Raw genomic sequence first — 22,824 nt, 5'->3', positions numbered from 1 at the left:
TTTAGTCTGCCATAAACACTTCACGTCTACCTCGTTGATCCATCAACCCAAATTCGCCTAACTGTTTATATTTTTTCATCCATACTTTAAGCCGGTGGCGGTCCGGAATCCCCAGATGCTCCATGATTCGACGGTATGTCCATCCTTCTTCGATATGCAGTCGTATGGCTTCCACCTTTAATTCGTGAGAATAACTTCTAAACGTTTGCCCCTTTTTCACCATAAAAAATGCACCCCTTAAATTTCATCGGATTTACCAGGGGTTTAATCCAATGTCCATTCTAAGGGGTGCACTTCACTTTGTAACAGGGGTGCTTTTCCTGCCGAGAACGAACTAGTCCGCCTTCTTCAGCAGGTCGATGATTTTCGCTTGTCTGTCCCGCAATACATCAGGCGTCCACTTTGCATGCTGCTCGATAAATACCTTGTTGGCGTGGAAAGCGTCGATCCTCTTTTGCAAATACAGCTTCTTCTTGTCCTCGAAATCGTGATTGCCAAGCGCGCTGTTTTTCTTCTGGCTGATGAGTACGAGATTGGCCAGGCGATTGGTCCAATATTCTCTCTCTTCATCCGTGAAATCCCGTTTCCACTGACTCGAATCAGCCGGGTTTTGCGGCAGCACGTGCTCCACTGTTATGTAGCTGTGTCCGGAGAGATGCACGGTGTTGTCACTCAAAAGGTATTCGAGCTTCAGCAGCAGATGACGGGCGAACTGCTTTTTGTACACATGTCCTTCAATGTTCCGGACAAATTCATCCTCATCAATCTCGAAGAGCTCTTTTTTCTTGAACAACTCTTCCACCTGATTCGCAGGGGTGCTGTCAATGGCCTTCAAAATGCTGTTCATTGCTTCCAGACGCAGCGTCGGTGTGATTCCGCACACCCAGTCGCCCGTAAATTTATGCTCCAGCTTTTTCAGGAATCGTTCCAGATCGGCGGCACCGAATTTGGAATAGTAGTGCATGAGCGGCGGTATCCAATCCTCCGAGCGAAGGCCGATCCGCATGACAGTGATGAGGTTCTTGTAGCCATTGCTCAGGTTTGAGCCTTGCAGCTCGATGATCTCTTCGTAAATCGCATTGTATCGCTCAATCAGTTCAAACGTGTCTTTCCCCATCCTCAGGCTTGGCTGCTTCGGCGCTTTTGGGTGATAAATGTGGTCGTGGAACTCTTCCAGCAGATTCGCGCGCGCTTTTTCCTGCACCAGAATCGTCCGGATGAACTGGAGAAAGCGGTCAAAATTTTCTCCGTGCTTTCCTTCGATCTCTTCCCAGACCTTGGCGTATTTGTTTACTTCCTTTTCCGATGCGAGAGCCCCGATGTTTTGCGATTTGAGAATGTCCGCGTTGGTCAGGGGAATGCCCCGGTTGTTCAGGATTGTAAACATCCGAAACGCATCTTCCGTATTGTCCGTGGAGACGTAGATAAACAACGCCTTGTTAAAAATGAAGCGTACGAACTGGGGCAAGTCCCCCGCCGTAATTTTGTCCTGCAGTTCGGCACGAAGCACGAGCGTGGCATTCGCCATGTTTTCCAAAGAGACGTTTTCGCTCTCCCGCAAGGCCTGCAGCTCTTCTTCCTTCGCTGTTCCGCCGTGGGCGATCAGATGCGATTGAATGAAGTCTTCTACCTTGTCGCGGATTTTGTATGTAATTCTCATCCTAGCCGGAACGTTCTCCAGCAGGTTCTCTTCCTGATAAATCTTCTTTTGCAGCGTCTGCTTGAATTGATCACTCCCGATCAAATCGCGCAGTACGGCCATCATGATAAAGAAAGTGGTCAGCCGCTGCTGCCCGTCCAGCACCTCGTACTCCGGATAGGAACTCGCCTTGATCCGCTTCAGTACGAGCGACCCCAGGAAGTAATCATTGTCCGGTTTGTTTTCAAACGCAAACACGAGGTCATCGACCAGTTCGGTCAGATTGTCTGTTTGCCATACGTAAGACCGTTGGTACTCGGGAATGACAAACCAAAAATCCTCTGAAAAGATTTTCTGCAGAATCTCTTTATTTGCATCAATCGTCCCTGCCGTCATTTCTGCCGCTCCCTTTTCTATTATTTTCACATACTGCCAGTAGTACTATATTCCTATCATATACGAGCGGACAGCTTTGCTCCAGGTGCAATTCGGCAGGATGCCAAGAAGGGGGCCGCCATTTGCAGCTAAGCTTGAGACCGCGCTTCCCCGAGCAGCTTCTCGACCGCGGGCACTGTGAAGCAAGCCAGGTTTTCCGGCAGCTCGTCCAGTGCAAACCAGCCGATCGCCCCGATGGCTCCGCCCTCTTCCCTGTTCCGCGCCTCTCCTGATACGATGCGGGTCACATAGATAGCGGAAATCCAATGCTCGCCTCGCTCCGGTCGAATCGTTTCCGCCATGCAGAGCAGCCTCTCTACCTGCACGTCCAAATCTACTTCCTCTCTGATTTCCCGCACCACTGTCTGCTCCAACGGTTCGTAGGGATCTACCTTCCCTCCCGGAATGCTCCAGGTCCCTTTTTCCGGTTCGCGGTTTCTGTAGACGAGCAAAAGCCTGTTGTCTGAATCGAGGATGACGGCGCCGACGCCGATCCGGGGTGCTTGTTGGGTCATATCCAATCTCCTGTCCATTTTTTCGAGAACGACTACAGCGGTTCGTTCACTGTCCTTATCAGCCTTATCTGCCTTATGTATCTTATCTATACTTATCTATACGATATTGTACACTTCACACACGAGCTTTGTCTTTCTTGGGAATCCTCACGTTTATATGAACAAAAATCCTCCAACCATATTTTGGGCAAAAGCTGCTTGACAAAAAATATAACCATCGGTTACATTATAACCATCGGTTAGTAACCGTTGGTTATGATTTTTGTCTTTCTCTTATGAAATGGACTTCGAAAGGGATTGTGATCATATGACAAACAAACAGGAGCAGCGTTCGGAGGAGACCAAGCGATCGATACTGACAGCGGCGGGCAGGCTTTTCGCGGAGCGGGGCTACGACGCGGTGACCATGCGGGAAATCGCCAAAGCGGCGGGATGCTCACATACGACGATCTATATTTACTTCAAGGATAAAGAAGCACTGCTCCACCACCTCGCTATGGAGCCTCTGCAAGCCTTGTTTGCGGAAATGGAGGCGTGCGTGCAAAATCACTTGCTTTCAGCAGACGAAAGACTTTTGGCTGTCAGTACCAGCTTCGTTCGTTTTTGTTTGCTGAATCGAAGCATGTATCCGCTTTTTTTCATGGCGAAGTCCTCCCGCGTGGACGAAAAAGAGCCTTCGCTTGAACTCCAGCATTTGCGAAACCAATTGTTTGGACTGCTGAAAGACGCCGTGATCGCTTGCCTTCCGCCCCACCTTACAGAAGAGCAGTCATGGGCCTATGCCCGCGTCTATTTTTTCACGCTGCACGGCGTGATCGGCACGTATTCCCAGTCGGACGAAACGTTTGACATGCTGATGGAAAGACTCGCTCCCACCTTTGAGCTGGCTCTGCGGGTCGCTCTGGCTGGCTGCAAGCAAATTGCACATGAGGAGGCTGCTGCGAAATGAAAGTGGAGAGAATCTCGGAGCACATCTGGAGCATCCGTTCCTGGATGCTGATTCCCGTACACGTATGGGCCGTAGCGGATGAAGAAGGGGTAACGCTGGTGGATGCGGGGATGCCGTTTATGGCAAAAGGGATTGAAAACGTCGTGGATCAGTTGGGGGCGGGACCTCTCCGGCGAATTCTCCTGACTCACGGTCATTCCGACCATACCGGTTCCGTCAAGGCACTCGTGGAGCGCCGATCCATTCCTGTCTACGCTCACCGTACGGAGATTCCGTACATGGAAGGCCAGCTTCCGTATCCGCGCCGCAAGAAAGCGGAGAAAAATGTAACCCCCGGCCTCGCGCAAGCGCTCGGCGAGAACGAGCATGGACAGTTAATGACCGTAGCCGGTCTGCGGCCGTATCTCACCCCGGGGCATTCGCCCGGACACGTCGTCTACTTTCACGAAGAAGACCAGGTGCTGTTGGCTGGCGATTTGTTTACCTCGAAGAAAGGAAAGCTTCACAGACCAATGCCGATGTTCACGGCTGATATGGGCGAGGCCATTCAAAGCAGCGCGATCGTCAGGGAATTGGCCCCTCGCCGTCTGGAAGTATGCCACGGTGGGCCCGTCATGAATGCAGTTGAACAATTGGATGCGTATATGGAGAAGACGGCGCGGGCCTACTCGGTTGATTTGCGGACTTCTTAAAAAGGGGGAGTGTGAAAAACACTCCTCCTTTTGCTGTCTGGTTGTTCAGGTCTTTCAGATAAGAAGCAGGACTGGGCTCCTCTATCTGCACGCACTCTCGTCGCGTCTCGTCGCGTCTACCCCAGCTGTTTGAGCAGCCAGTCTCTCCGATCGGCCTCGGCCTCCCCGCAGCCTGTGAAAAGATGGTCGCTCTCATACCATTTGACCTCTCGGGGAGTGCTGGCGGCAGCGCTATACTGATCCGCCTGCTCCTTGTCGATAAATTCATCATTGTGCACAAATTGAAACAAGACAGAAGCTGGTGCCGCATTCTTTATGTAATGGACCGCATCCAGCGCTTCCAGCTCGGCAAAAACCTGCTCAAACCGCTCCTTGGGCAAAATTTGCCGGACCAGATCGGCTACCGGGTGCCCGCTCGTCCTGTGCCAGACTGTGGACCGGGAGTAGCCAGCCATGAGAACAAAGGCCTTGACCCGCTTTTCCACACCTGCAAAGACACCGCCCCAGGTCGCTCCATAGCTGTGGCCGACATAGCCGATCCGATCCGCATCGACGATGTCCAGGCTGGTCAAAAGGTCTACCGCTCGCTGCAAATCGACCACGGTTTGGATATACAACTCTTTTTTTACCATCATCTCGACGAGCTGCACAGCTCTTTCCGCCTGAGACAGCTCCGAGGAAAGCTCCTGCCGTAAAAACGGAGCGTCAATCAACAAAGAAACGATCCCTTGGGCCGCAAGTCTTTCCGCTTCCGGCAAAAACGAAGAGCGGTTCCCTTGTCCCGGATGCAGAAACAGTACAGCCGGGAGCGGTGTTTGCCCTCTTCCGTCCGGTGTCACCAAATATGCAGGAACCTTCCCTCCGTGGGGGCTGTCGTAGGAAATATCCCGTACGCTGTACCCTTCTTTTTCCGCAACAGAATGTTCTTCCCAACTGAGCGGCAATGTTTTGTCATAGAAAAACATCATTCTTTCCTCCCTTTACTCAATGAAAGCCCCGGGGCATTTTCGGCGCAGCTCCGTCAAAAACGCATCCCGGTCCTTCGGTGAAATCAGGACTATGCTGCCGTTCCCGTATGAGATTTCCAGCCGTTTCAGGGACAAAGCCGGACTTGAAGCGGGATTGGAGGTTTTTCGCACTGTTTTTATGCTGTCCAGCGGAACTGCTCGGCGAAACGGGCCATAGCGGATGAGCAGCTCCTTGTCCCCGATGACGTAGTACGTGGAGGAGAACAGCCACAGGATAAAGCAGGGAACGGCAAAATGAACGATGAAGAGCACTGCTCTTTCACCCGTGCTCATCAAGCCTCCTGCAAACATGGTCCGCAGTCCCTCTAAAATGACTAACAGCATCGTTCCCACGATCAGTACAGCCAGCCACATATCTACCTTGGAAGGAAATTTCACGTTTTTGCTTTGCCTCCGTTTTTTCATGATGAGGACGATGAGCCTCGCAAGCGCAGTCTTCCACTTATTGTAACATATCGCTCATCCGTTTTTTACCTGATGGCCCATCTCCTGGGTTTGCTGGACTTGACCCTTTGACGTATAGTAATTGATAAGACAGAGTTGTAGATATATTCCGAAAAGAGGTGGAGAGAGCCCTGCTGCGTCTGGTCAGGGATCTCGCAACAAATGAAACTGGTATGCGTGAATTGTAGCCGGGAAGTGGCTTTGGATGCGTTCGATTATCAGTGCGGATGCGGCGGTTTGTTCGACATCGTCCACGATATGAAAGACTTGGATGCCGACCGACTGAAGCGCGTTTTTGACGAACGCCTTTCAGAACGCATGACCCCTTACGCAAGCGGAGTATGGCGCTACAAGGAGCTGATTTTCCCCGAGCTTCCCGAAGAGTTTATCACGACGAAATACGAGGGAAATACCGGGCTGTATTCCTCCGAGCTGCTGCAAGCCTATACAGGGATTCGCAAAATTTGGCTGAAGGCCCAGAGCGAGAATCCAAGCGGCTCCTTTAAAGACAACGGCATGACCGTGGCTGTCTCGCACGGGCGCTCGCTCGGCTATAAGCGCTTTACTTGCACTTCGACAGGCAACACGTCTTCCTCTCTGGCGATGTACGCCGCGCTTGCGCAGGGCTCATCCTACGTGTTTGTTCCGAACAAGAACATCTCGCTGAACAAAGTGCTGCAGACACTGGCCTATGGGGCAAAGGTGATCAGCTTTAGCGGCACCTACGACGACGGCATCCGCTTTTATGAACAGTACAGCAAGGAGCTGGAGCTGTACATTTGCAACTCGATCAACCCGTTCCGCATCGAGGGGCAAAAGAGCATCATTTACGAAATCTCGCAATATCTGAAGTGGAGCCTGCCCGACTGGGTCGTTATCCCCGGCGGTGCGCTGAGCAATGTAACGGCACTCGGCAAAGGGCTGCACGATCTGAAAACGCTCGGCTTGATCGACAAGGTGCCAAGAGTAGCCCTGATCCAGGCTGAGGGGGCAAGCCCGTTCCACAAGATGGCGGCTGCCGGAAAGCAGGAGCTGACTCCCGAGCCAAGCCCGTATACACGCGCTTCCGCCCTCAACATCGGAAATCCGCCAAGCTGGAAAAAAGCGCTCCGCACGCTGGAGCAAACAAACGGCGTGACCTGCTCCGTGACCGACGCGGAAATCCTCGACGCCAAAGCGAAGGTAGACCAGAGCGGAATCGGCTGCGAGCCAGCCTCTGCTGCGACTGTAGCCGGACTGCGCAAGCTGGTCGCACAGCAAATCATCGACAAGGACGAGACAGCAGTATGCATCCTGACCGGCAACATGCTCAAGGATACCGATGCTCTGCACGAATATCATCTCGGCGAAGCCTCGGCGGGCAACTACCGGAACGGCATCTTGTCGGCTGACCTTGCCCTGGAGGACATTCAGCGCCTTCTGTGATTGTCAGCTTGCGATTTACCCTTTGTTGATTGACCCCCGGGTATCGGCTCTCAGGTATTGGCTCACATTTTCCGGGCAATATTGCTCCCGGCTGGCGATCCTTCTTACAAACAGGCAACAAAAAACAGGCGTGCGCGAAATTGCATGCCTGTTTTTCTTTACCTGCGGGCAATGCAGACAAGTACATCTTGAGCTGTAACGCAGCCACGAAGAGTGGTACGCCGACCACTTCGCCGCCTATTTTAGCGGCATGCTCATCGTGACGCTTCTCTCCGTGAAGCCCAGCTTCCGATAAAGCCCGACAGCGTGGTTTTCCACAAAAACGCTCAAGCGAACCTCCGGCAACCCCGCCTCTTTCAACTGCTCGATCGCCCGCTCCATCAACTGCTTGGAGATTCCCCTTCCCCGGTACTCCTCGATCACATACAGCTCGTAGATAAATCCGAACGGAATGTCGGTGAACTGATCCCTGCTCGTCCCGAGCAAAACCCAGCCCATCAGCCGATCTTCCTCTGTCGCGATGAGGTAGTAGCCTCCTTTGGCCAGCAGCGGCTCAACCAGCTGTCTGACCTTCTCTTCTGTCGGTCTCGCTCTCCCGATGGTTCCATCGAACAGCGCTTGCACAGATAACTCCAGAATCGCTGCAAGCTCGTTCCCGGTTGGCTTTCGAATGTCCATTACTCTTCTTTCCTTCCTTTTTGCTTCAGCAAAACTAAGTTAAAAACAATAGATAAACAGCCATAATGCCGCCATCGGCCAGAATATGGCTGACGATCCCTCCTGCCACAGCATCGCTTCTCGCCCGCATGTATCCCCAGATCAAGCCCGCCACAAATACCGGAACGACCATAAACACGTTATACGGCCAGGCAAACAAAGGAATGACGGACAGGAAGTGATACAAGGTGTAAAACGATGCCGTAAAGAAAATCGCTGTATGCTGTTTGTATGTATTTGCTAATCTATGAAATATGTACCCTCTCCAGTACAGCTCTTCCAGAAAGGGATTCACCGATAAAAGAATCAAAATGAGCCATATGAGATGATCGCCTGAAAAATTCCACTCGATCAGCAGGCTTTGCAGCTTCTCCCGATGGAAAACATGCGAGTGAAAGAAATAACCTCCCAAAAGAATAGCCAAAAAAAAAGAAGATTCCCGTACTCATTCCACTATACATATTTTTCCGTCTAAACACGAGCCCGCAGTCTCTCATCGCTTGCGAAAGCTTCTTTTCCTTCCTCAGCAGCATGTCCACGAGAGGAACCAGCAGGAGCCAGCTATAGAAAAGGACAAACGTAACCGGCACGCTCCCCACTCCCTGCAGTCCAATCAAGATCATGACAGCAGGTCCGCACAACAGCAGCAACAGCTTCATCCCAGCACCACCCATTTCCGCATCAGATGTATCTTCACAAATTTTATCTCCTCAAACAAAAATAAAGCAGTACCAAATTCTTGTGGTACCAGCGCAACCGGTGGAATCAACTTCCGACACTCGACAAACAATAGACGATTTAGTAAAATGTTTATATTAATACAAACAAAAATAGGATGTGTTTATTTAATGACTGTTTCCGAACGCTTTTGGAATGCGTCACTGGATGAGCTGAAGCGCGGATATGTTCAAGAGGAGGATCGCTTTGTTTGCCTGCTCTGCGGAAAGGCTTTTGAGAAGGGAATTATTTATCCGGAAGATGGTGTCTTGTATGAAACAGAAAGATACGTGCGCCATCATATTGGGAAAACGCATCAATCGGTGTTTGACTACCTGATCAAGCTCGATAAAAAACTGACCGGTCTGACCGAGCACCAAAACAGCCTGCTTCACCTGTTTTACCAGGGTAAAAGCGACGCCGAGGTGCAAAAGGAGCTGGGCATCGGCAGCGCCTCCACAATCCGCAACCACCGTTTTGTCCTGAAGGAGAAAGAGCGGCAGGCCAAGGTATTCCTCGCATTGATGGAGCTGCTGAAGGAAAAGGACAAGCACGCTCCTGCTTTTATCGACGTGCATCAGACCGCCACCATGGTGGATGATCGGTACAACGTAACCGCGGAAGAAAGCCAGGCCATTTTGAAAAAATACTTTCCCGAAGGCACGGACGGACCTCTCAAGACGTTCAGACTGAGGGAAAAGCAGCGGGCAGTCGTTCTCCGGCAAATCGCCACCAGATTTGAGGCGGATCGCACCTATACCGAGAAGGAAGTCAATGAAATTTTGAAGGCTGTTTATGACGATTATGTAACCGTCCGACGTTATTTGGTTGATTACGGTTTTTTGGACCGAAAAGCAGATGGCAGCCAGTATTGGCTGAAGAAATGACGATCTCCCTGTGCACGTTGTGGCGCTGCATGGCAGTAGTCGACAGAAAGAAAGGAAGGTATTTCCCATGAACCGCAAAGAGGAATTGAAGCAGCAATTTAAAGAAATCAAGACGGAAGCAGGCGTTTATCAGATCAAGAACATTAAAAACAACAAAATTTTGATCGAGAGCACGAAAAACTTAAAAACGATAAACGGCAAAAAGTTTCAACTGAAAGCGGGCAGCCATTTTAACAAACAGCTCCAGAAGGATTGGAATGAGTACGGCGAGGACGCCTTTGTCTTTGAAGTGCTGGAAGTGTTGAAAAAGAAAGAAACGGGCTATTTTGATGAAGCCGACGAGTTGAAAAAGCTGGAGCAGAAATGGCTGGAAGAGCTTCAGCCGTACGGTGAGCGCGGCTACAATTGATGGGGCTTTACGTGGAGAGATGGGCATGATGACTTGATTATCATGCCCATCTCCATGTAAAGTCGGCACCATAGTTGAATGATGCGGTTCGTGCGTTCCACTTGCAATGTCCAAAATCGGCGGCTTGGGATACTTTATCAAAACTTCCTCTTGAACTCTTTCACTACCCATTTTTCTTGTTCTTTTGCTAAAATAATTTGTCCGTAGCTTATTCTTTCCATGCCAACATCATTGATCGATAGCTGACTCTTTTGTTGTTTTGTATAAAGCATTGCTCCTACTATAAAACTGTGGTCGCTGCCTTCACCATTATCCGAAATACTCAAGACGATTTGATTGTCTTTCACAACCTCACCGTTTTTTCGCAGCCATTCTTTTGCTAGATTCACTTGTTCAGCATTCTTTTTATCGGCAAGCTTGACTGCTGGCAACACGTCGTGGATTTCAGCGAATATGGAATCCACTTCATCAATATGTCTCAGGATTATTCTTTGCGTTATTTCATCACTTACATCGTCGGAAACTGCGGCTTTGACTGAAGCAGGAATGGCAACAGCAGTATTTGTCCTTTGATCCACATAAAAAGCAGCAACAATAAGTACAAACAAGATTAATACTCCGTACACTTTTTTCACAGTCTCTTCTCTCCTTGTGGTTGCCGTATTTGGTATCCATCCAAAGCAAGAAACCTCCTAACGGAAACGCAACAACATATATTGAAGGGAAGCGAGAGAAGGACGGCAGTCAAACAGTCAAAAGTCGACTACTAGCGGATCGAACCCCCCCCTGGCCCCTCAATCCGTTCACTCCACTTTCTTTACAACCTGCGTAAAGAAGCGCTCCACATAGCTTGCATCTGCCAAAGGATCTCGTACGATTTGGTTCCACTTTTCCTTCTCCTGCAGATCGGCAAAGGAAACTCCGTACCATTTTTCAACGGCCGCTCGGGAAAGGGCATAGGCCACAGGAAAAAGCTGAAGGTCTTGGGAATGTCGGAAAGCGGGAGATGGTAGTTCAAGTTGCCCAGATTGCCCGCGTCCCCCATATATTTATGTTTATAGGGCAGGACATTTTCAAAATCATGGGTCAGGGGGTTCCGCTGCTCCATTCTGTACTGCTCTTCCTTTGCTTCTGCTTCAGGCTTCAGGTAGCCTTCCACCATTGTCAGCGAAATGGCCCCTACGAGGAAAAGCATCACAATCCATATGTTTTTGCTTTTCATTTCACTCTTTCACCTCGCATTTCTCCGCCAGATTGGCTGCCTTCCAAAACATCAGAGGCACGATCATCAGGAGGATGGGAGGCGCGTAATCCGCGACGAGAAGCCCAAACTGATACGGCCCGTCGATACTGATCGGGCGGCCAAACCAGAGGTGGCTGCCAAATTTGATCGCCGTCGTATACAGGATCATGATTGCTGCATACAGCCCCCATACAATCCATGCCGCTTTCTTCGTTTTTTCCAATCTGGCAACGTTCATGACAGCCATTTGATGCGAAATCAGGGGTGCAATATCGATTCCCTCTTGTTGATGGAGAACAAACTCCTTGTCGCCAACGATCATCGTTGCTGTGCCTGACAGGACAAAGAAAAATTGGTGGGACTTTTCATGATAATGCTTCACTTCGGAAGTATTTGCCGGCATCCGTTCGTGGATAACGCTTAGATCCTGGCCTTTCACTAAATGCCAGCCATCGCAATTGTCGCCCCAAATATAGTGTTCGGCACTGTGTTTGCTTATTTTCATTTAAGCAGCTCCCCCTCATCCGCTTTTCTTGTTAACGTGATTTAACAACGTACCCTTTCTTATATAGAAAAATGCTTCTTGGCGCAGCGGTACGATTCGCTGTTTGCGGCCAAGAAGCATTTATTCTGCATTTTTCCGTATGACCGGCCTGGATTACGGCATCCGAGCCCGGATTGTTATTGATTCTCCGCCGAATAGTATTGTTTCAGGCTGGAGCGTATCCCGGCGGTATCCTTCATCAGTGTTTTTGCACTGAAGAATATGCTGCCCTGTACCTGTGGGAAGGCCTTGTTGAACTGGAGCTGCTGGATGATGGCGTTGCTCGACGCCCAATCTGTCGTGTTGGTGCCGACCTTGTACGCGCCTTGCCCGATGTAGAGCTTGACCGGCGTACCGTTCGTCTCCATAGACCACCATTGAACCAGCTTGTCATAGGCTGCCGGCTTGTAGCCGATGCTCCAATAGAGCTGCGGAGCCACGTAATCAAGCCAGCCGCTGCGAATCCATGTACGGACGTCGGCATACAGGTTGTCGTAGGAGCTTTGACCGTTTGTATCCGAGCCGGTTGGATCATCTTTTGCATTGCGCCAAATGCCAAACGGACTGATTCCGAACTCCACCTGCGGCTTCACGCTTTTGATCGACGCATACAGGTCTCTGACAAAAGCGTTGACGTTATCGCGGCGCCAATCTCCTTTGGTGGCAAAGCGCCCCTGGTTGTAGGCGGCAAAGGTGGCGGCGTCCTTGAAATCTTCTTTTCCGTACGGATAGAAATAATCGTCCAGATGCACGCCGTCAATATTATAGTTGTTTACGACCTCCATAATGGTGTCGATGATATGCTGCCGAACCTCCGGCATGCCCGGGTTGTAAATCAGCAAGTTGTTGTGAGCGACGACCCAGTTCGGATGGAGCCTGGCTGGATGCTGTGGCGCAAGGGTTTCCTTTGCTACCGTAGTGCTGGCCCGAAACGGGTTGAACCAGGCGTGGAACTTCATGCCGCGCTTGTGCGTTTCTTCGATCATGAACGCGAGCGGATCGTAGCCGGGGTCTTTCCCCTGTGTGCCAGTCAGCCACTTGGACCATGGAACGAGCTTGGACGGGTAGATCGCGTCTGACTCCGGTCTTACCTGGACGATAATGGCGTTCATACCGGTCGCCTTCAGCTCGTCCAGCATGCGGATGTACTCCGCTTTTTGCTGCTCTACAGGGAGGCCGGCTTTTGACGGCCAATCGATGTTGAACACCGTGCTTACCCATGCTGCACGCATTTCTTGCTGCTGACCTATTGTGTTGATTGGTGCGGTGTTTGTTCCGTTCGCCGAAGCGCCAGAACCAGCATTGATCGCAGGAGCTGGAGCTACTACAGAACCATTGCTCACGATGTCAGGCGGTGCTGCAGACAGACCCAGCTGTACATTGCCTGCTGCAGACGCGGCGATGGAAGCGCCTGCCGCCGTTTGCGGCTGAGCTGCTGCAACGACTGGCGTAAGCCCTAACAGCAGTACGAACAAACCCATGAGAAAGCCTTGTTTCTTCAATTTCTAATCCTCCTAACAGCCAAAAAAATTCCCCGATATGTACTATACGAGCTTGTCTGTTTTATCTATCAATCTAGTAGACGCACCAAGGAAGATTTTGTTGCTTGAAATGGCTGAAAAAAATGGATAGAAAACGCGAAGGGTGTCAACATGGAACCAAACATGCTACTTATTTCCCAATTTTCATCAGATTCAGGAAAAAATTGATGATTTTCGCTGGAAGAAACCCGTATACTTCATGGTAATGCGGGCTGCAGGCTCCTATCATGAACTTCCGATTTTTTTTCGCAAGTCGTCACAAAGAGGTGATTTCCTTGATCGAAATGCAGCGAAAAACAAACCGCCTGTTTACCAATGAACTTCCGAAATGGGCCCTCATCGTACATAAGGTGATGATTACCCTTCTCTTTCTTATTGCCGTCCCCCTCTGCGTACTCAGCCTGATCGCCTTGTTTACCGAGGACGACCTGTCTATTTTTCTGTTCTTGGGCATTATCGGCGGGGGGGTTTTCTGGTTCGGGCGTTTTTGCTACAAAAATTTGCTTCAATATACGCAGCAGCGGTTGATCGTGGAGCTGCGGGAGGACGGGTACTTTACGTCTTTTTCCAACCAAAAAACGAACGAGAAGCAGACCATCTTTCTCCCGTTTGCCGGAATGGAGTACGTTTTGCTGGGGATGGATTATCAGTATGCGGTGAAGGCAACCCCCCGCTCTACTGGCCCCGGCGGCAAAGTTGTTTTTTACCGGGTCGTCAAACTCATGATAAGCGGCATCAGTTCAGATAGGAAGCATGAAGTGGTCAGCTTTCCCATCGGTGATCAGCCTACGCTTGACGAATGGGTGAACGTGTTTCAAGCCAATCAAGTCCCGGTCCTTGTTACAGATAAAGCATTGAGCGCTGTTCCTTATACAAAAGAAGGGATCGATGCGGTACCGAAAGCTCCATACCAGGGTACCCTCCCGTTTCGGATCGGCTCGGAAGCAAAAGAGCTCGACAACGTGTTCCTGACAGAAGAGCAGCAGAAACAGCAGGCGGAGAAAAAGAAAAAAAACCGGAAGAGAATGCGCGGCTTTCTCATCGGCTTGGGGATTTTGCAAATGTTGATGGTCCGTTATTGGTTTATCGATTGGCGCGTTGTAGACGAATCTGTCTTTAGCGATAAAGCGGATGATACCCTGGTCTTGTTTCTCACTTTGATCGGATTGCTTGTGATCAGGTTCTTCACGCAGTCGAGCCGGTGGTTCGACCCGTTAGTTGACATGCTGGTGCTCTTTGGCGGTTTGACTGTCGGCCTTCTCTGGACTCTCGTCAGTGTGTCAGTGCCGGATGGTTTTTCGTTCGCTGTCTACTCGCATTGGCTTTTGAACTGCTTTCTCTACGCGCCGTTTGCCATTTTCATGATCGTTCGGCAGCTCTTGCGCGATCGAAAAGAAAAAAAGCAGCAGCGCGAGCAAGCTGTGTAATGCACAAAGGAAAAAAAGGCTTGTTTGACGTGATCATGCAAGGTATGCCTGCACAAGCAAAGAAAGCTTGCAGAATCACCAAATGCCTTCGGAATTACAGAATGCCTGCAGAATCACAGAATACTCGCCTCTTTTATGGGCAGCCGGTAGCTTTTTACCAAGGTCGGACCGCTTTGAATATCCTTTTCGGGAGCGCGCTCAAAACCGAGGCGTTCATACAGGCTGATGGCAGATGCCATGATGTCTGTCGTGTGCAGATGCAGTGCGGATGCACCCAGCTTGCGCGAACGCCTGACGCTCTCCTTGATCAATTCAGTGGCTACCCCTTTTCCTCTCGCTTTTGGCAGAACCGATAAATAGCGAATAATCGGGGTGTCGATCTGCAGCTCCGGCAAGCCATATGCCTCTTTGGCTGACATGTACAACTGCACGGCGCCAACGATCTCTCCATCGTATTCGGCTACGATGCGCGCGAGCGGACGGTCATCTGCCGCCGACTCGCGCAGCTCTTCCCGATACTCCTCCCATCTTCCTTCCGGCAACAGGTGCTCATACTCTTCATACGCTTCCACCAAGAGCTTCTGAATTGCTTCCCGGTCCCCGGGAGCGGCGACGCGAACACGAATTGGACTTGAACCGCCCATCTGTCACACCCACCCTTCCTCTTTTCGTCCATGCTTTGCCTGAGACCCGCGAAAAAGGAGTCTTCGCTTGGAAGCTGTCGCAATTATAACCATAAATTCATATAGGTTATATAGGAATTATGATTGTAACTATACATGCGCCATTTTTCGGCGTCAATGCGCATTCTAATAAAGTTATTCCATCATAAAATAGAAAGAATTTATAACGAGGCTGACTCAAGCAAATACTTGGGGGAGAGAGTCTCACACTATTTTTCCTGCCAGGAGGTTTACGTAATGGGGGGCCTGCACGTTTATTTGCGCGATCGTGCCGAGCGAACGCCTGATGCGGAGGCAGTCGTTTCCGGCGACAAACGTTTTACTTATCAAGCTTTTTTTGAGCGTGTAAACCAGCTTTCGATGTATTTGCAATCGATTGGAGTGCAAAAAGGAGACCGTGTCGGAATCCTGTGCAAAAACAATCACCCCTTCCCGACGATTCTGTTCGCCGTCTTGCAGGCAGGAGCGGTGGCGATGCCGATCAACTGGCGACTTACCGCCTACGAAATGGAAGGAATCATTCAGACAGGAGCTCCCAAGGTTTTATTTTACGACGAGGAATTTGCCCATTCTCTGTCTCATGTCAAAGGAATGATCGAGTTTGCGATCGCTGTCGAGGCAGGCGGCGAGCTGACCGATGCTTTCGCTTCTATTTTTGAAAATTCTCCTCCTCCCGAGCCCCCTGCCGTTCCCGTTTCGGATGAAGATCTCGCTTTGATTCTGTTCACCTCGGGAACGACCGGGATTTCCAAGGGCTGCATGATTTCCCACGGATGCTACGACGCTTATTTGCGGTGCATTGATCCCGATCTGCGTTCCGGCTTCCGCTTTCTGGCCGTTCATCCGCTCTTTCACATGAGCAGTACGTCCATGATCCTGTTCAACGTCTACCTGGGAAATACGATGGTGTTTCTCGACGACAACGCTCCGGTTTCGATCCTGAAGACAATCGAAAAGGAAAAGATCAACGCGATGTTTGCCTTTCCTTCCGTATACACCTATCTGCTGGAGGAGATCAGGCAAAATACGTGGGACCTCTCCTCTCTTGTCCACGTGGCATCGGGAGGCACGCGTGTTCCTGCCTCGCTCATCCGGAGCTATGCCGAACTGGGGATCCCGATGGGGCAAGGATACGGAAGCACGGAGGCATCCTTCGTCAGTCACTGGAATTTGCAAATGGGGCTGGATACGGCAGAATCCGTGGGCAAGCTCTTTCCCGGCGTCCAGCTGAAGATCGTCCATCCCGACACAGGCGAAGAGCTGCCACCGGGACAAACAGGAGAACTGATGGTGAAAAGCCCCTATATTTTCAAGGGCTATCTCAACAATCCGGAAGCTACACAAAAGGTTTTAATCGACGGCTGGGTACGTATGGGCGATGCCGGCAGACTCGACGAAAACGGGTTTTTGTACATCTCCGGACGGTACAAGGAGATGATTCTCTACGGGGGAGACAATGTATACCCGGCTGAAATCGAAGAAGTGATTCACCAGATCGAGGGCGTGATGGAAGTGGCCGTCATCGGAGTCCCGCATGAGACGATGGGCGAGGCGCCCCGGGCGTACGTAATCAAAAGCGGAAACAGTCCGCTGACGGAGTCGGACATCGTTCGCGCTTGCAAGGAAAAGCTGGCGGAATACAAAATCCCCGAGGTGGTGTTTGTCGCTGACCTCCCTAAAAACGGACTGGGAAAAGTCATGAAGCATGTGTTGCGGGAGCAAGCCCTGTCCGAAATGCCAGTACGTTCCACCTGACGAAAAAACCGTCCCAGACTTTAGAGTGGGACGGTTTTTCACTATGGCAAGCAAACCATATTCGGACGTGTGCCTCTCCCGGCCCGCATTGCAGCGCTCCATGGCGGCAGTCGGGCCAAATGGAGCGGTCTCTTCCGGCCTTGCCTGTATATTAATCAGGTAGCGGAAAATGGACATAAAACGTACTGCCTTCTTTGCTTGTCTCCACATCAATTCGCGCCTGATGCCGGTTTGCGATGCTGTAGCAAACAGCCAGCCCCAAGCCGGTGCCTTCCGCCTTTGTCGTAAAGAACGGAGTCCAGATTTTGTCCAAAAGGTCTTCCGGGATTCCAGGTCCTTGATCCGCGACTTCCAAAACAGCTTCTCTGCCCTGCACATATGTCTTGATGGTCAAGGTGCCGCCACGCTCCATCGCTTCGAGCCCGTTCAATGCCAGATTGAGGAAAAGCTGGCGAATTTCTTTGCCATCCAAATAAAGCTCGGGACAATCCTCCAGCATCGTCTGCATGTTTTTTCCGCTCAGAGCCGCTTCCGCCTGAACGAGCGGCAGCAGCGGTTCAATCGTATGGAACAAATGCTGCTTTTTCAGATCGCTTGTCTTGTTTTTGGCGAGAGTAAGAAATTCGGTAATGATCGTATTGGCACGATCCAGCTCGGTAATCATAATATCGACGTATTGGAGCGACCCTTTCTCCTGATTTCCTTTTTCCAACTGCAAAAATCCCCGGACAGTCGTCATCGGATTGCGGATCTCGTGGGCAATCCCGGCTGCCATCTCGCCGATCAGATGCAAGCGATCCAGGCGAGCGATCTCTTTTTCCAAATAGACTCTCTCGGTAATATCGGTGACCACGCTAAGGATGCACCGTTCACCCTGAATTTTGATCGTCTCGGTAGACAACAATCCTTCCCGGATGTCACCCGTTCTTGTCATGTACGTAATTTTTTCGTTTCGGATCGCGTCCTCCAGATCGATGGCCCGCTCCCGTTTGCGCAAGTCCCCCGCCAAAACGAGCCGGTCTTCAGAGACATTCTTTACTTCCTGATAATCATAGCCGGTGTAAGCCAGCCAGCTCTTGTTGACATCGATATATCTGCGGTCCTCGCATGACCGGATCGCGATCAGACAGGGGCTCGACTGGAAAATCTTCTGAAACAGCTCCTGCGAGAGCACCAGTTCCTGTGTCCGTTCGCTCACCAGTGCCTCCAGGTGCTGGTAATGCTGTTTCCGCTCAATCTCCAGCTGCTTTCTCTCCGTAATATCCCGAATCGAACAAACGTAGACGTGCTTCTGCTGAATCGTCGCCTTCCTGATCTGCACATCAACCGGAAAGACACTTTTATCCTTCCTGCCGGCAACAGTTTCCACGATATTGTCTACCGGAATCTCATCGGCCCCTCCGAGAGCGGATAGCAAAAGGCCGATCGGCTTTCCGACAACCTCCTCCACCCGATAGCCAAACATGCTCTTGATGATCGGGTTTGCAGATAAAACAATCCTCTCCTGATCAAAGGTAAGAATGGTGTCGGCAGACGTTTCGACGATCGTCCGGGAAAGCGCTTCGCTTTTTTGCAGCTCCAGCATGGTGTGCTGGTGGCTCTTGTTCGCTTCCTGCAGCTCCAGCGTGCGAATGCGGAGCATTTCCCGCTGGTACTCGATCTGCTTCTGCTTCCGGTACAATTGGATAAATCCTTCTACCTTCATGCGCAAAGTGTCCGGGTGAAACGGCTTGAAAATGTAGTCAATCGCTCCTGCTTCGTATCCTTGGACGACGTGCTCGGTCGCCTTGCTGATCGCCGTGATGAACAAGATGGGAATATGCCTCGACAGCTCCCGCTGCTTGATCAGCTTCGCTGTCTCAAAGCCGTTTATCCCCGGCATCTGCACATCGAGAAGGATGCAGGCAAAGTCCTCCTTCAGTACCCAGCGAAGCGCCTCTTCTCCGGACTGGACAGAGATGAGATGATACCTGGGAGAATCAAGCACGGCCTCCAGCGACAGCAAGTTCTCTCTCCGATCATCCACGAGCAGGATATTCACCTTGTCTTCCGGCTCCCCCGCTCCCTCACTTTGCTTGACAAGCATGCTTGCAAAAGGGTCATGGCAATTTGCGATAAAGCTTTTCCGTTCCGAAAACTTCCTCGTAGCAGTTCGCATGGGTTGTAAATACAACTCCTTCCTTATCCCCAAGACCGAGAAAACCATTGGCGCAAAGGCTTTCATAAAATAACTTGTGAACGTGGTTCTGAAGAGTCTCATTGAAATAGATCATGACATTGCGGCAAATAATGACGTGGAACTCATTGAAGGAACGGTCCGTAACCAAATTGTGCTGGGCAAATACCATGTTATCCATCAAAAAGGGCTTAAACTGGACGGAACCATTGATCACGTTGTAGTATTCGGAAAAAGCCCGCTTCCCCCCGGCACGCATATAGTTTTTTGTGTACTGCTGCATTTTTTGTATCGGAAAGATGCCTTTTTTCGCTTTTTGCAGCACCTTTTCATTGATGTCGGTTCCATACAGCCTCGTTTTCGGCAACAGTCCTTCTTCATGCAGCAGAATGGCCATCGAAAAAACCTCTTGTCCGGTAGAGCAGCCAGCATGCCATATTCGAATAAACGGAAGTCTCCGCAGCTCAGGCACAATTTTTTGCCGAAATGCGAGAAAAAAGAGCGGATCGCGAAACATCTCCGTGACGTTAATCGAAAAGTCCGATAACAGCTTATCCATCATCTTCGGGTCATGCAGCACCTTTTCTTGCAGGGCTGAGATCGTGGGGACTTGTTCGATCCGTATCCGGTGCCAAATCCGGCGCCGGATCGATGAGTAGTTGTAATTTCGGAAATCGTATCCATACTGACGGTATATTCCCTCCAGCAGCAGGTTGATCTCGATCTTCTCCAATTCTTCAAATTCGTCTGGTTTCAGATCCGGATGACTTTCGCCAAGAATGGATACTCACTCCTTTCCTTCCATTGGACTGTACAGCCATACTCGCATAAGCGAGATCAGCTGTTCCATTTCAACTGGCTTGCTGATGTAGTCGGAAGCCCCTGCTTCGATGCATCTTTCCCTGTCGTGCTTCATCGCCTTGGCTGTCAGGGCGATGATCGGGAGCTTCTCCATCGAAGGCATTCTGCGGATCGCTTCGATAGCTTCATACCCGTCCATTTCCGGCATCATGATATCCATCAGCACGATGTCGACGTCGGGATTGTCCTCCAGAGCCTGGATGCCTTCCCTTCCATTTTCCGCATAGATGACCGTCATTTTGCGCTCTTCCAAAGCGGCGGTCAACGCAAATATATTTCGCATGTCATCGTCGACCACCAGTGCCTTTTTCCCGATCAGCCCTTCGCCATCAATACTGACAGGCGGCTGATCCTCCGCCGCGGTCATCCCCGCCGCGACTGGCGGCAGGGAATAGGGGTCGGAGCCGGTACTGATTTGCTCCTCAATCGGCAGATACAGGGTAAACGTGCTTCCCATCCCTTCGACGCTCTCCACCTGGATGAAGCCGCCCAACAGCTTGGCCATCTCCCGGCTGATCGAAAGTCCCAACCCCGTCCCTCCATACTTGCGGCTGGTGGTACCGTCAGCTTGTTGAAACGCTTCAAAAATAATTTCCTGTTTTTCCGCAGGTATGCCGATTCCCGTGTCTTGTACCGCGATGGAGACGTACGCAATGTCGTCGATTTCCTCCCGCGATAGCTTGAGGCGAATCTCGCCTTGAGACGTAAATTTAAACGCATTGGACAGCAGGTTGGTGATGATTTGCTGCAGGCGCTGCTCATCGGCCCATAGTTTGTCTGGCACATCGTCAGCAATCTCTACGGAAAACCCGAGTCCTTTTTGAATGGCGAGCGGCCGAAAACCGCGTTCGGCATAAATGGCAATCGACTTGATCGACACCTCGCCTCTGTTGATCTCCATTTTTCCCGATTCGACCTTGGTCAGGTCCAGAATTTCGTTGATCAAGGTAAGCAGGTTTTTCCCTGAGGTAAAAATGGTGGTGGCATATTCCACCTGCTTGTCTGTCAAGTTTTTCTCCTTGTTCTCGGACAGGATTTGCGACAGGATCAGCAGGCTGTTTAAAGGCGTTCGCAGCTCATGGGACATGTTGGCGAGGAATTCGGACTTGTACCGTGATGCCTTTTGTACCTGCTCGGCCTGCTTCTCCAGCTCTTCCTTCACCTTCTCCAGCTCTCTGGCTTTCAACTCGGAATTTTTGTACTGTTCCTCCAGCTTTTCGTTGATGCTGCGCAGCTCTTCCTGCTGCAGCTGCAGCTCCTCGGACTGGCTTTGCAACTCTTCTGTCAACGTCTGTGACTCCTTCAGCAGCTTGCGGACCTGCATGTGAACAAAAATACTGTTGATGGCGGTTCCCATCGTACCGGCGACTTCCTCCAGCAGATTTCTTTGCAGCTCCGTAAACGGGAGAAACGAAGCGAGCTCGAGAACAGCCAGCACTTGTCCTTCGTGTGAGACCGGCACCAGGATGAGCGAACTGGGGGCCGAGCTGCCCAGTCCGGATGAAATCTTCACGTAATGCTCCGGCAGCTTGGAGATCTGGATGACCTTATTCTCTACTGCGCACTGCCCTACCAGCCCTTCGCCTTCCTCAAAAGCAAGGCTCCCGATTTCTTGTGAATCCCTCGCGAAAGTGCCCGCCTTTACAAAACGCCAATGATCGGACTGTCCTTCCCTGATGTAAAATACGCCGTAACTCGCTCCGACCAAGGGGGTAAGCTTCCGAATCAACAGCTCCGCCAGCTTATTGATGTCGTGCACGCCTTGATAGGTGGCTGTGATATCGGCGAGCTGTGTCTTCAGCCAGCTGTGCTCCTGCATGGCCAACGTGAATTCTTTTTCCTGCTCGGCATGCTCTTCCAGCGTCTGGGCCATTTCATTAAAAGCTCTGGCTATGTCTCCGATCTCATCCCGACTCGTGACGGGAATGCGCGGGAACTTGTCCGTTGACCTGTACCCGACTGACGAAATAATGGAAGTGATTCCCGTCAGATTTTTGCTGATCCCTCGTATGACCCAGGCCGTTACAGCGCTCCCCGACAGCAGTCCGAAGATCATCAGGTAAAAGGATAGCTTTTTGATAAACTCGTACTGTTCCATGGAGCGGTCGTAAGCGTCGTCCAGGAGCGATTCCTGCAGGGCCTTTACGTTGTCGATCATATGGAATAGCTCGTCCTTCTGACCTTTCATATCAGCGTTGATCAGGGCGATCGCCTCTGTTTTCTGTCCGGCTTCTGCCAGTTCGCTGATCCTTCTGGACAATTGCGTATAGATTTGATATTCGGAAGCAATTTGGCTCAGCAATACCTTTGTACGGTCATGTTCCGTTTTTTGCGTGAGGACATCGAATGCGGCGGACGCTTTGCTAATCGATTCTTCCAAAGCCCGCTTGTCTTTATTAATGCTCTGCGGCGTTTCATCGATGACGATCCCGGCTACCAGTCTGCTCATGTTGTTGACATGATTTTGCATATTATTGGCTGCTTTCAGCTTCATGTACCTGTCATCGACTATCTCATTGATGTTTTGAGTCAGGTGTGTCAGCGCATTGGAAATGGTGCCCAAAAGCACCAGCATGAGCACTAGCAAGAAGCCAAAGCCAATCAGCAGCTTCGTTTTATATTTCATGGAAGGTTCCTCTCTTCCTCGAAATGTGTAAAGGTTTTGACAATTTTCTATTCTTCTCTATCACATTAGTGAATCCTTCCAGTCCTTTCAATTCTTCTCGTTTTTTTGTTT

At 50.7% G+C, this 22,824-nt stretch carries 21 protein-coding genes and 1 pseudogene; 7 read left to right on the top strand and 15 right to left on the bottom strand.

Annotated elements, in window-relative coordinates:
- Position 1: 1 nt before the first annotated feature.
- The 3 genes from EDM54_RS01060 to EDM54_RS01050 all read right to left on the bottom strand — a co-directional run bounded on the left by EDM54_RS01060 (position 2) and on the right by EDM54_RS01050 (position 2,589).
- On the bottom strand, positions 2 to 223 hold the full coding sequence (locus tag EDM54_RS01060) for a helix-turn-helix domain-containing protein (protein WP_122957617.1): 222 nt from the start codon (positions 221 to 223) through the stop codon (positions 2 to 4).
- Positions 224 to 334: 111 nt separating this feature from the next.
- Positions 335 to 2,035, bottom strand: a complete 1,701-nt coding sequence (locus tag EDM54_RS01055; protein WP_122957616.1) for a DUF262 domain-containing protein — start codon at positions 2,033 to 2,035, stop codon at positions 335 to 337.
- 128 nt (positions 2,036 to 2,163) lie between these two features.
- Positions 2,164 to 2,589 (bottom strand): NUDIX domain-containing protein, encoded by a 426-nt coding sequence (locus EDM54_RS01050; RefSeq protein WP_003389273.1) that lies wholly within the window; start codon positions 2,587 to 2,589, stop codon positions 2,164 to 2,166.
- Between the two features lie 307 nt (positions 2,590 to 2,896).
- Here EDM54_RS01050 and EDM54_RS01045 point away from each other — a divergent pair, with 307 nt between their 5' ends.
- Entirely contained in the window at positions 2,897 to 3,538 is a 642-nt protein-coding gene (locus EDM54_RS01045; RefSeq protein WP_122957615.1) for a TetR/AcrR family transcriptional regulator, read from the top strand.
- Complete coding sequence (locus EDM54_RS01040) at positions 3,535 to 4,230, top strand: MBL fold metallo-hydrolase (protein ID WP_003389276.1); 696 nt, start codon at positions 3,535 to 3,537, stop codon at positions 4,228 to 4,230. The genes EDM54_RS01045 and EDM54_RS01040 overlap by 4 nt, the downstream gene beginning before the upstream one ends.
- 116 nt (positions 4,231 to 4,346) lie before the next feature.
- Here the strand turns inward: EDM54_RS01040 and EDM54_RS01035 are convergent, their stop codons facing one another.
- Both EDM54_RS01035 and EDM54_RS01030 read right to left on the bottom strand, forming a co-directional pair.
- Complete coding sequence (locus EDM54_RS01035; RefSeq protein ID WP_259676335.1) at positions 4,347 to 5,198, bottom strand: alpha/beta hydrolase family protein; 852 nt, start codon at positions 5,196 to 5,198, stop codon at positions 4,347 to 4,349.
- Positions 5,199 to 5,210: 12 nt separating this feature from the next.
- Positions 5,211 to 5,636, bottom strand: coding sequence for a PH domain-containing protein (locus tag EDM54_RS01030; RefSeq protein ID WP_157211829.1), 426 nt, complete (start codon positions 5,634 to 5,636; stop codon positions 5,211 to 5,213).
- Between the two features lie 228 nt (positions 5,637 to 5,864).
- Here EDM54_RS01030 and thrC point away from each other — a divergent pair, with 228 nt between their 5' ends.
- Positions 5,865 to 7,127: a threonine synthase gene (thrC, locus tag EDM54_RS01025; protein ID WP_031932097.1), complete on the top strand. Its 1,263-nt coding sequence runs from the start codon at positions 5,865 to 5,867 to the stop codon at positions 7,125 to 7,127.
- 237 nt (positions 7,128 to 7,364) lie between these two features.
- Here thrC and EDM54_RS01020 read toward each other — a convergent pair whose 3' ends face one another.
- Together EDM54_RS01020 and EDM54_RS26835 are read right to left on the bottom strand one after the other, a co-directional pair.
- Positions 7,365 to 7,805 (bottom strand): GNAT family N-acetyltransferase, encoded by a 441-nt coding sequence (locus tag EDM54_RS01020; protein ID WP_031932096.1) that lies wholly within the window; start codon positions 7,803 to 7,805, stop codon positions 7,365 to 7,367.
- Positions 7,806 to 7,839: 34 nt separating this feature from the next.
- A complete protein-coding gene (locus EDM54_RS26835; RefSeq protein ID WP_003389282.1) occupies positions 7,840 to 8,268 on the bottom strand; it encodes a CPBP family intramembrane glutamic endopeptidase in 429 nt (142 codons plus the stop codon).
- A gap of 424 nt (positions 8,269 to 8,692) precedes the next feature.
- Between EDM54_RS26835 and EDM54_RS01010 the strand changes: the two genes are divergently transcribed.
- A complete protein-coding gene (locus tag EDM54_RS01010) occupies positions 8,693 to 9,448 on the top strand; it encodes a DUF2087 domain-containing protein (protein ID WP_003389283.1) in 756 nt (251 codons plus the stop codon).
- 67 nt (positions 9,449 to 9,515) lie between these two features.
- Positions 9,516 to 9,857 (top strand): GIY-YIG nuclease family protein, encoded by a 342-nt coding sequence (locus EDM54_RS01005; RefSeq protein WP_003389284.1) that lies wholly within the window; start codon positions 9,516 to 9,518, stop codon positions 9,855 to 9,857.
- Between the two features lie 137 nt (positions 9,858 to 9,994).
- On the opposite strand, the gene EDM54_RS01000 is transcribed toward EDM54_RS01005, so the two are convergent.
- The 4 genes and pseudogenes from EDM54_RS01000 to EDM54_RS00985 all read right to left on the bottom strand — a co-directional run bounded on the left by EDM54_RS01000 (position 9,995) and on the right by EDM54_RS00985 (position 13,146).
- A complete protein-coding gene (locus EDM54_RS01000; protein WP_122957614.1) occupies positions 9,995 to 10,492 on the bottom strand; it encodes a hypothetical protein in 498 nt (165 codons plus the stop codon).
- 182 nt (positions 10,493 to 10,674) lie between these two features.
- Complete coding sequence (locus tag EDM54_RS00995; protein WP_024984265.1) at positions 10,675 to 11,079, bottom strand: hypothetical protein; 405 nt, start codon at positions 11,077 to 11,079, stop codon at positions 10,675 to 10,677.
- A 265-nt stretch (positions 11,080 to 11,344) separates the two neighbouring features.
- Positions 11,345 to 11,605: pseudogene (locus EDM54_RS27300) on the bottom strand (cupin domain-containing protein); the annotation flags it as partial.
- A 176-nt stretch (positions 11,606 to 11,781) separates the two neighbouring features.
- Positions 11,782 to 13,146, bottom strand: coding sequence for a glycoside hydrolase family 10-like protein (locus EDM54_RS00985; protein WP_003389288.1), 1,365 nt, complete (start codon positions 13,144 to 13,146; stop codon positions 11,782 to 11,784).
- Positions 13,147 to 13,412: 266 nt separating this feature from the next.
- Here EDM54_RS00985 and EDM54_RS00980 point away from each other — a divergent pair, with 266 nt between their 5' ends.
- Positions 13,413 to 14,612, top strand: coding sequence for a hypothetical protein (locus tag EDM54_RS00980; protein WP_122957612.1), 1,200 nt, complete (start codon positions 13,413 to 13,415; stop codon positions 14,610 to 14,612).
- 113 nt (positions 14,613 to 14,725) lie between these two features.
- Here EDM54_RS00980 and EDM54_RS00975 read toward each other — a convergent pair whose 3' ends face one another.
- A complete protein-coding gene (locus EDM54_RS00975; RefSeq protein WP_122957611.1) occupies positions 14,726 to 15,256 on the bottom strand; it encodes a GNAT family N-acetyltransferase in 531 nt (176 codons plus the stop codon).
- A gap of 276 nt (positions 15,257 to 15,532) precedes the next feature.
- On the opposite strand from EDM54_RS00975, the gene EDM54_RS00970 reads away from it, so the two are divergent.
- A complete protein-coding gene (locus EDM54_RS00970) occupies positions 15,533 to 17,050 on the top strand; it encodes a class I adenylate-forming enzyme family protein (protein WP_122957610.1) in 1,518 nt (505 codons plus the stop codon).
- A 151-nt stretch (positions 17,051 to 17,201) separates the two neighbouring features.
- Here EDM54_RS00970 and EDM54_RS00965 read toward each other — a convergent pair whose 3' ends face one another.
- From EDM54_RS00965 to EDM54_RS00955, 3 genes are read right to left on the bottom strand one after another with little or no spacing between them, the layout of a single operon-like run.
- Positions 17,202 to 19,136 carry a PAS domain S-box protein gene (locus tag EDM54_RS00965; protein ID WP_259676334.1) on the bottom strand — a complete coding sequence of 645 codons (1,935 nt, stop codon included), beginning with the start codon at positions 19,134 to 19,136 and terminating at the stop codon, positions 17,202 to 17,204.
- Positions 19,137 to 19,149: 13 nt separating this feature from the next.
- Complete coding sequence (locus tag EDM54_RS00960; RefSeq protein ID WP_003389295.1) at positions 19,150 to 19,959, bottom strand: CheR family methyltransferase; 810 nt, start codon at positions 19,957 to 19,959, stop codon at positions 19,150 to 19,152.
- Positions 19,960 to 20,013: 54 nt separating this feature from the next.
- Positions 20,014 to 22,713 (bottom strand): ATP-binding protein, encoded by a 2,700-nt coding sequence (locus EDM54_RS00955; RefSeq protein WP_122957608.1) that lies wholly within the window; start codon positions 22,711 to 22,713, stop codon positions 20,014 to 20,016.
- Positions 22,714 to 22,824: the final 111 nt, after the last annotated feature.

Origin of the sequence: Brevibacillus borstelensis (genome assembly GCF_003710865.1) — a bacterium.
GTDB lineage: Bacteria > Bacillota > Bacilli > Brevibacillales > Brevibacillaceae > Brevibacillus > Brevibacillus borstelensis.
The sequence above is the reverse complement of the archived record's forward strand: the minus strand, read 5'-3'. Positions and strand labels throughout refer to the sequence as shown.

Bases quoted from the DNA above. Each gene is read 5' to 3' on its own strand.
- EDM54_RS01005 (WP_003389284.1), top strand. From the start codon at position 9,516: ATGAACCGCAAAGAGGAATTGAAGCAGCAATTTAAAGAAATCAAGACG.
- EDM54_RS00965 (WP_259676334.1), bottom strand. From the start codon at position 19,136: ATGCTTGTCAAGCAAAGTGAGGGAGCGGGGGAGCCGGAAGACAAGGTG.
- EDM54_RS01060 (WP_122957617.1), bottom strand. From the start codon at position 223: ATGGTGAAAAAGGGGCAAACGTTTAGAAGTTATTCTCACGAATTAAAG.
- EDM54_RS00995 (WP_024984265.1), bottom strand. From the start codon at position 11,079: ATGAAAAGCAAAAACATATGGATTGTGATGCTTTTCCTCGTAGGGGCC.
- thrC (WP_031932097.1), top strand. From the start codon at position 5,865: ATGAAACTGGTATGCGTGAATTGTAGCCGGGAAGTGGCTTTGGATGCG.
- EDM54_RS01035 (WP_259676335.1), bottom strand. From the start codon at position 5,198: ATGATGTTTTTCTATGACAAAACATTGCCGCTCAGTTGGGAAGAACAT.
- EDM54_RS00980 (WP_122957612.1), top strand. From the start codon at position 13,413: ATGAACTTCCGATTTTTTTTCGCAAGTCGTCACAAAGAGGTGATTTCC.
- EDM54_RS01020 (WP_031932096.1), bottom strand. From the start codon at position 7,805: ATGGACATTCGAAAGCCAACCGGGAACGAGCTTGCAGCGATTCTGGAG.
- EDM54_RS01045 (WP_122957615.1), top strand. From the start codon at position 2,897: ATGACAAACAAACAGGAGCAGCGTTCGGAGGAGACCAAGCGATCGATA.
- EDM54_RS00970 (WP_122957610.1), top strand. From the start codon at position 15,533: ATGGGGGGCCTGCACGTTTATTTGCGCGATCGTGCCGAGCGAACGCCT.
- EDM54_RS00975 (WP_122957611.1), bottom strand. From the start codon at position 15,256: ATGGGCGGTTCAAGTCCAATTCGTGTTCGCGTCGCCGCTCCCGGGGAC.
- EDM54_RS01040 (WP_003389276.1), top strand. From the start codon at position 3,535: ATGAAAGTGGAGAGAATCTCGGAGCACATCTGGAGCATCCGTTCCTGG.
- EDM54_RS01050 (WP_003389273.1), bottom strand. From the start codon at position 2,589: ATGACCCAACAAGCACCCCGGATCGGCGTCGGCGCCGTCATCCTCGAT.
- EDM54_RS01055 (WP_122957616.1), bottom strand. From the start codon at position 2,035: ATGACGGCAGGGACGATTGATGCAAATAAAGAGATTCTGCAGAAAATC.
- EDM54_RS01010 (WP_003389283.1), top strand. From the start codon at position 8,693: ATGACTGTTTCCGAACGCTTTTGGAATGCGTCACTGGATGAGCTGAAG.
- EDM54_RS00955 (WP_122957608.1), bottom strand. From the start codon at position 22,713: ATGAAATATAAAACGAAGCTGCTGATTGGCTTTGGCTTCTTGCTAGTG.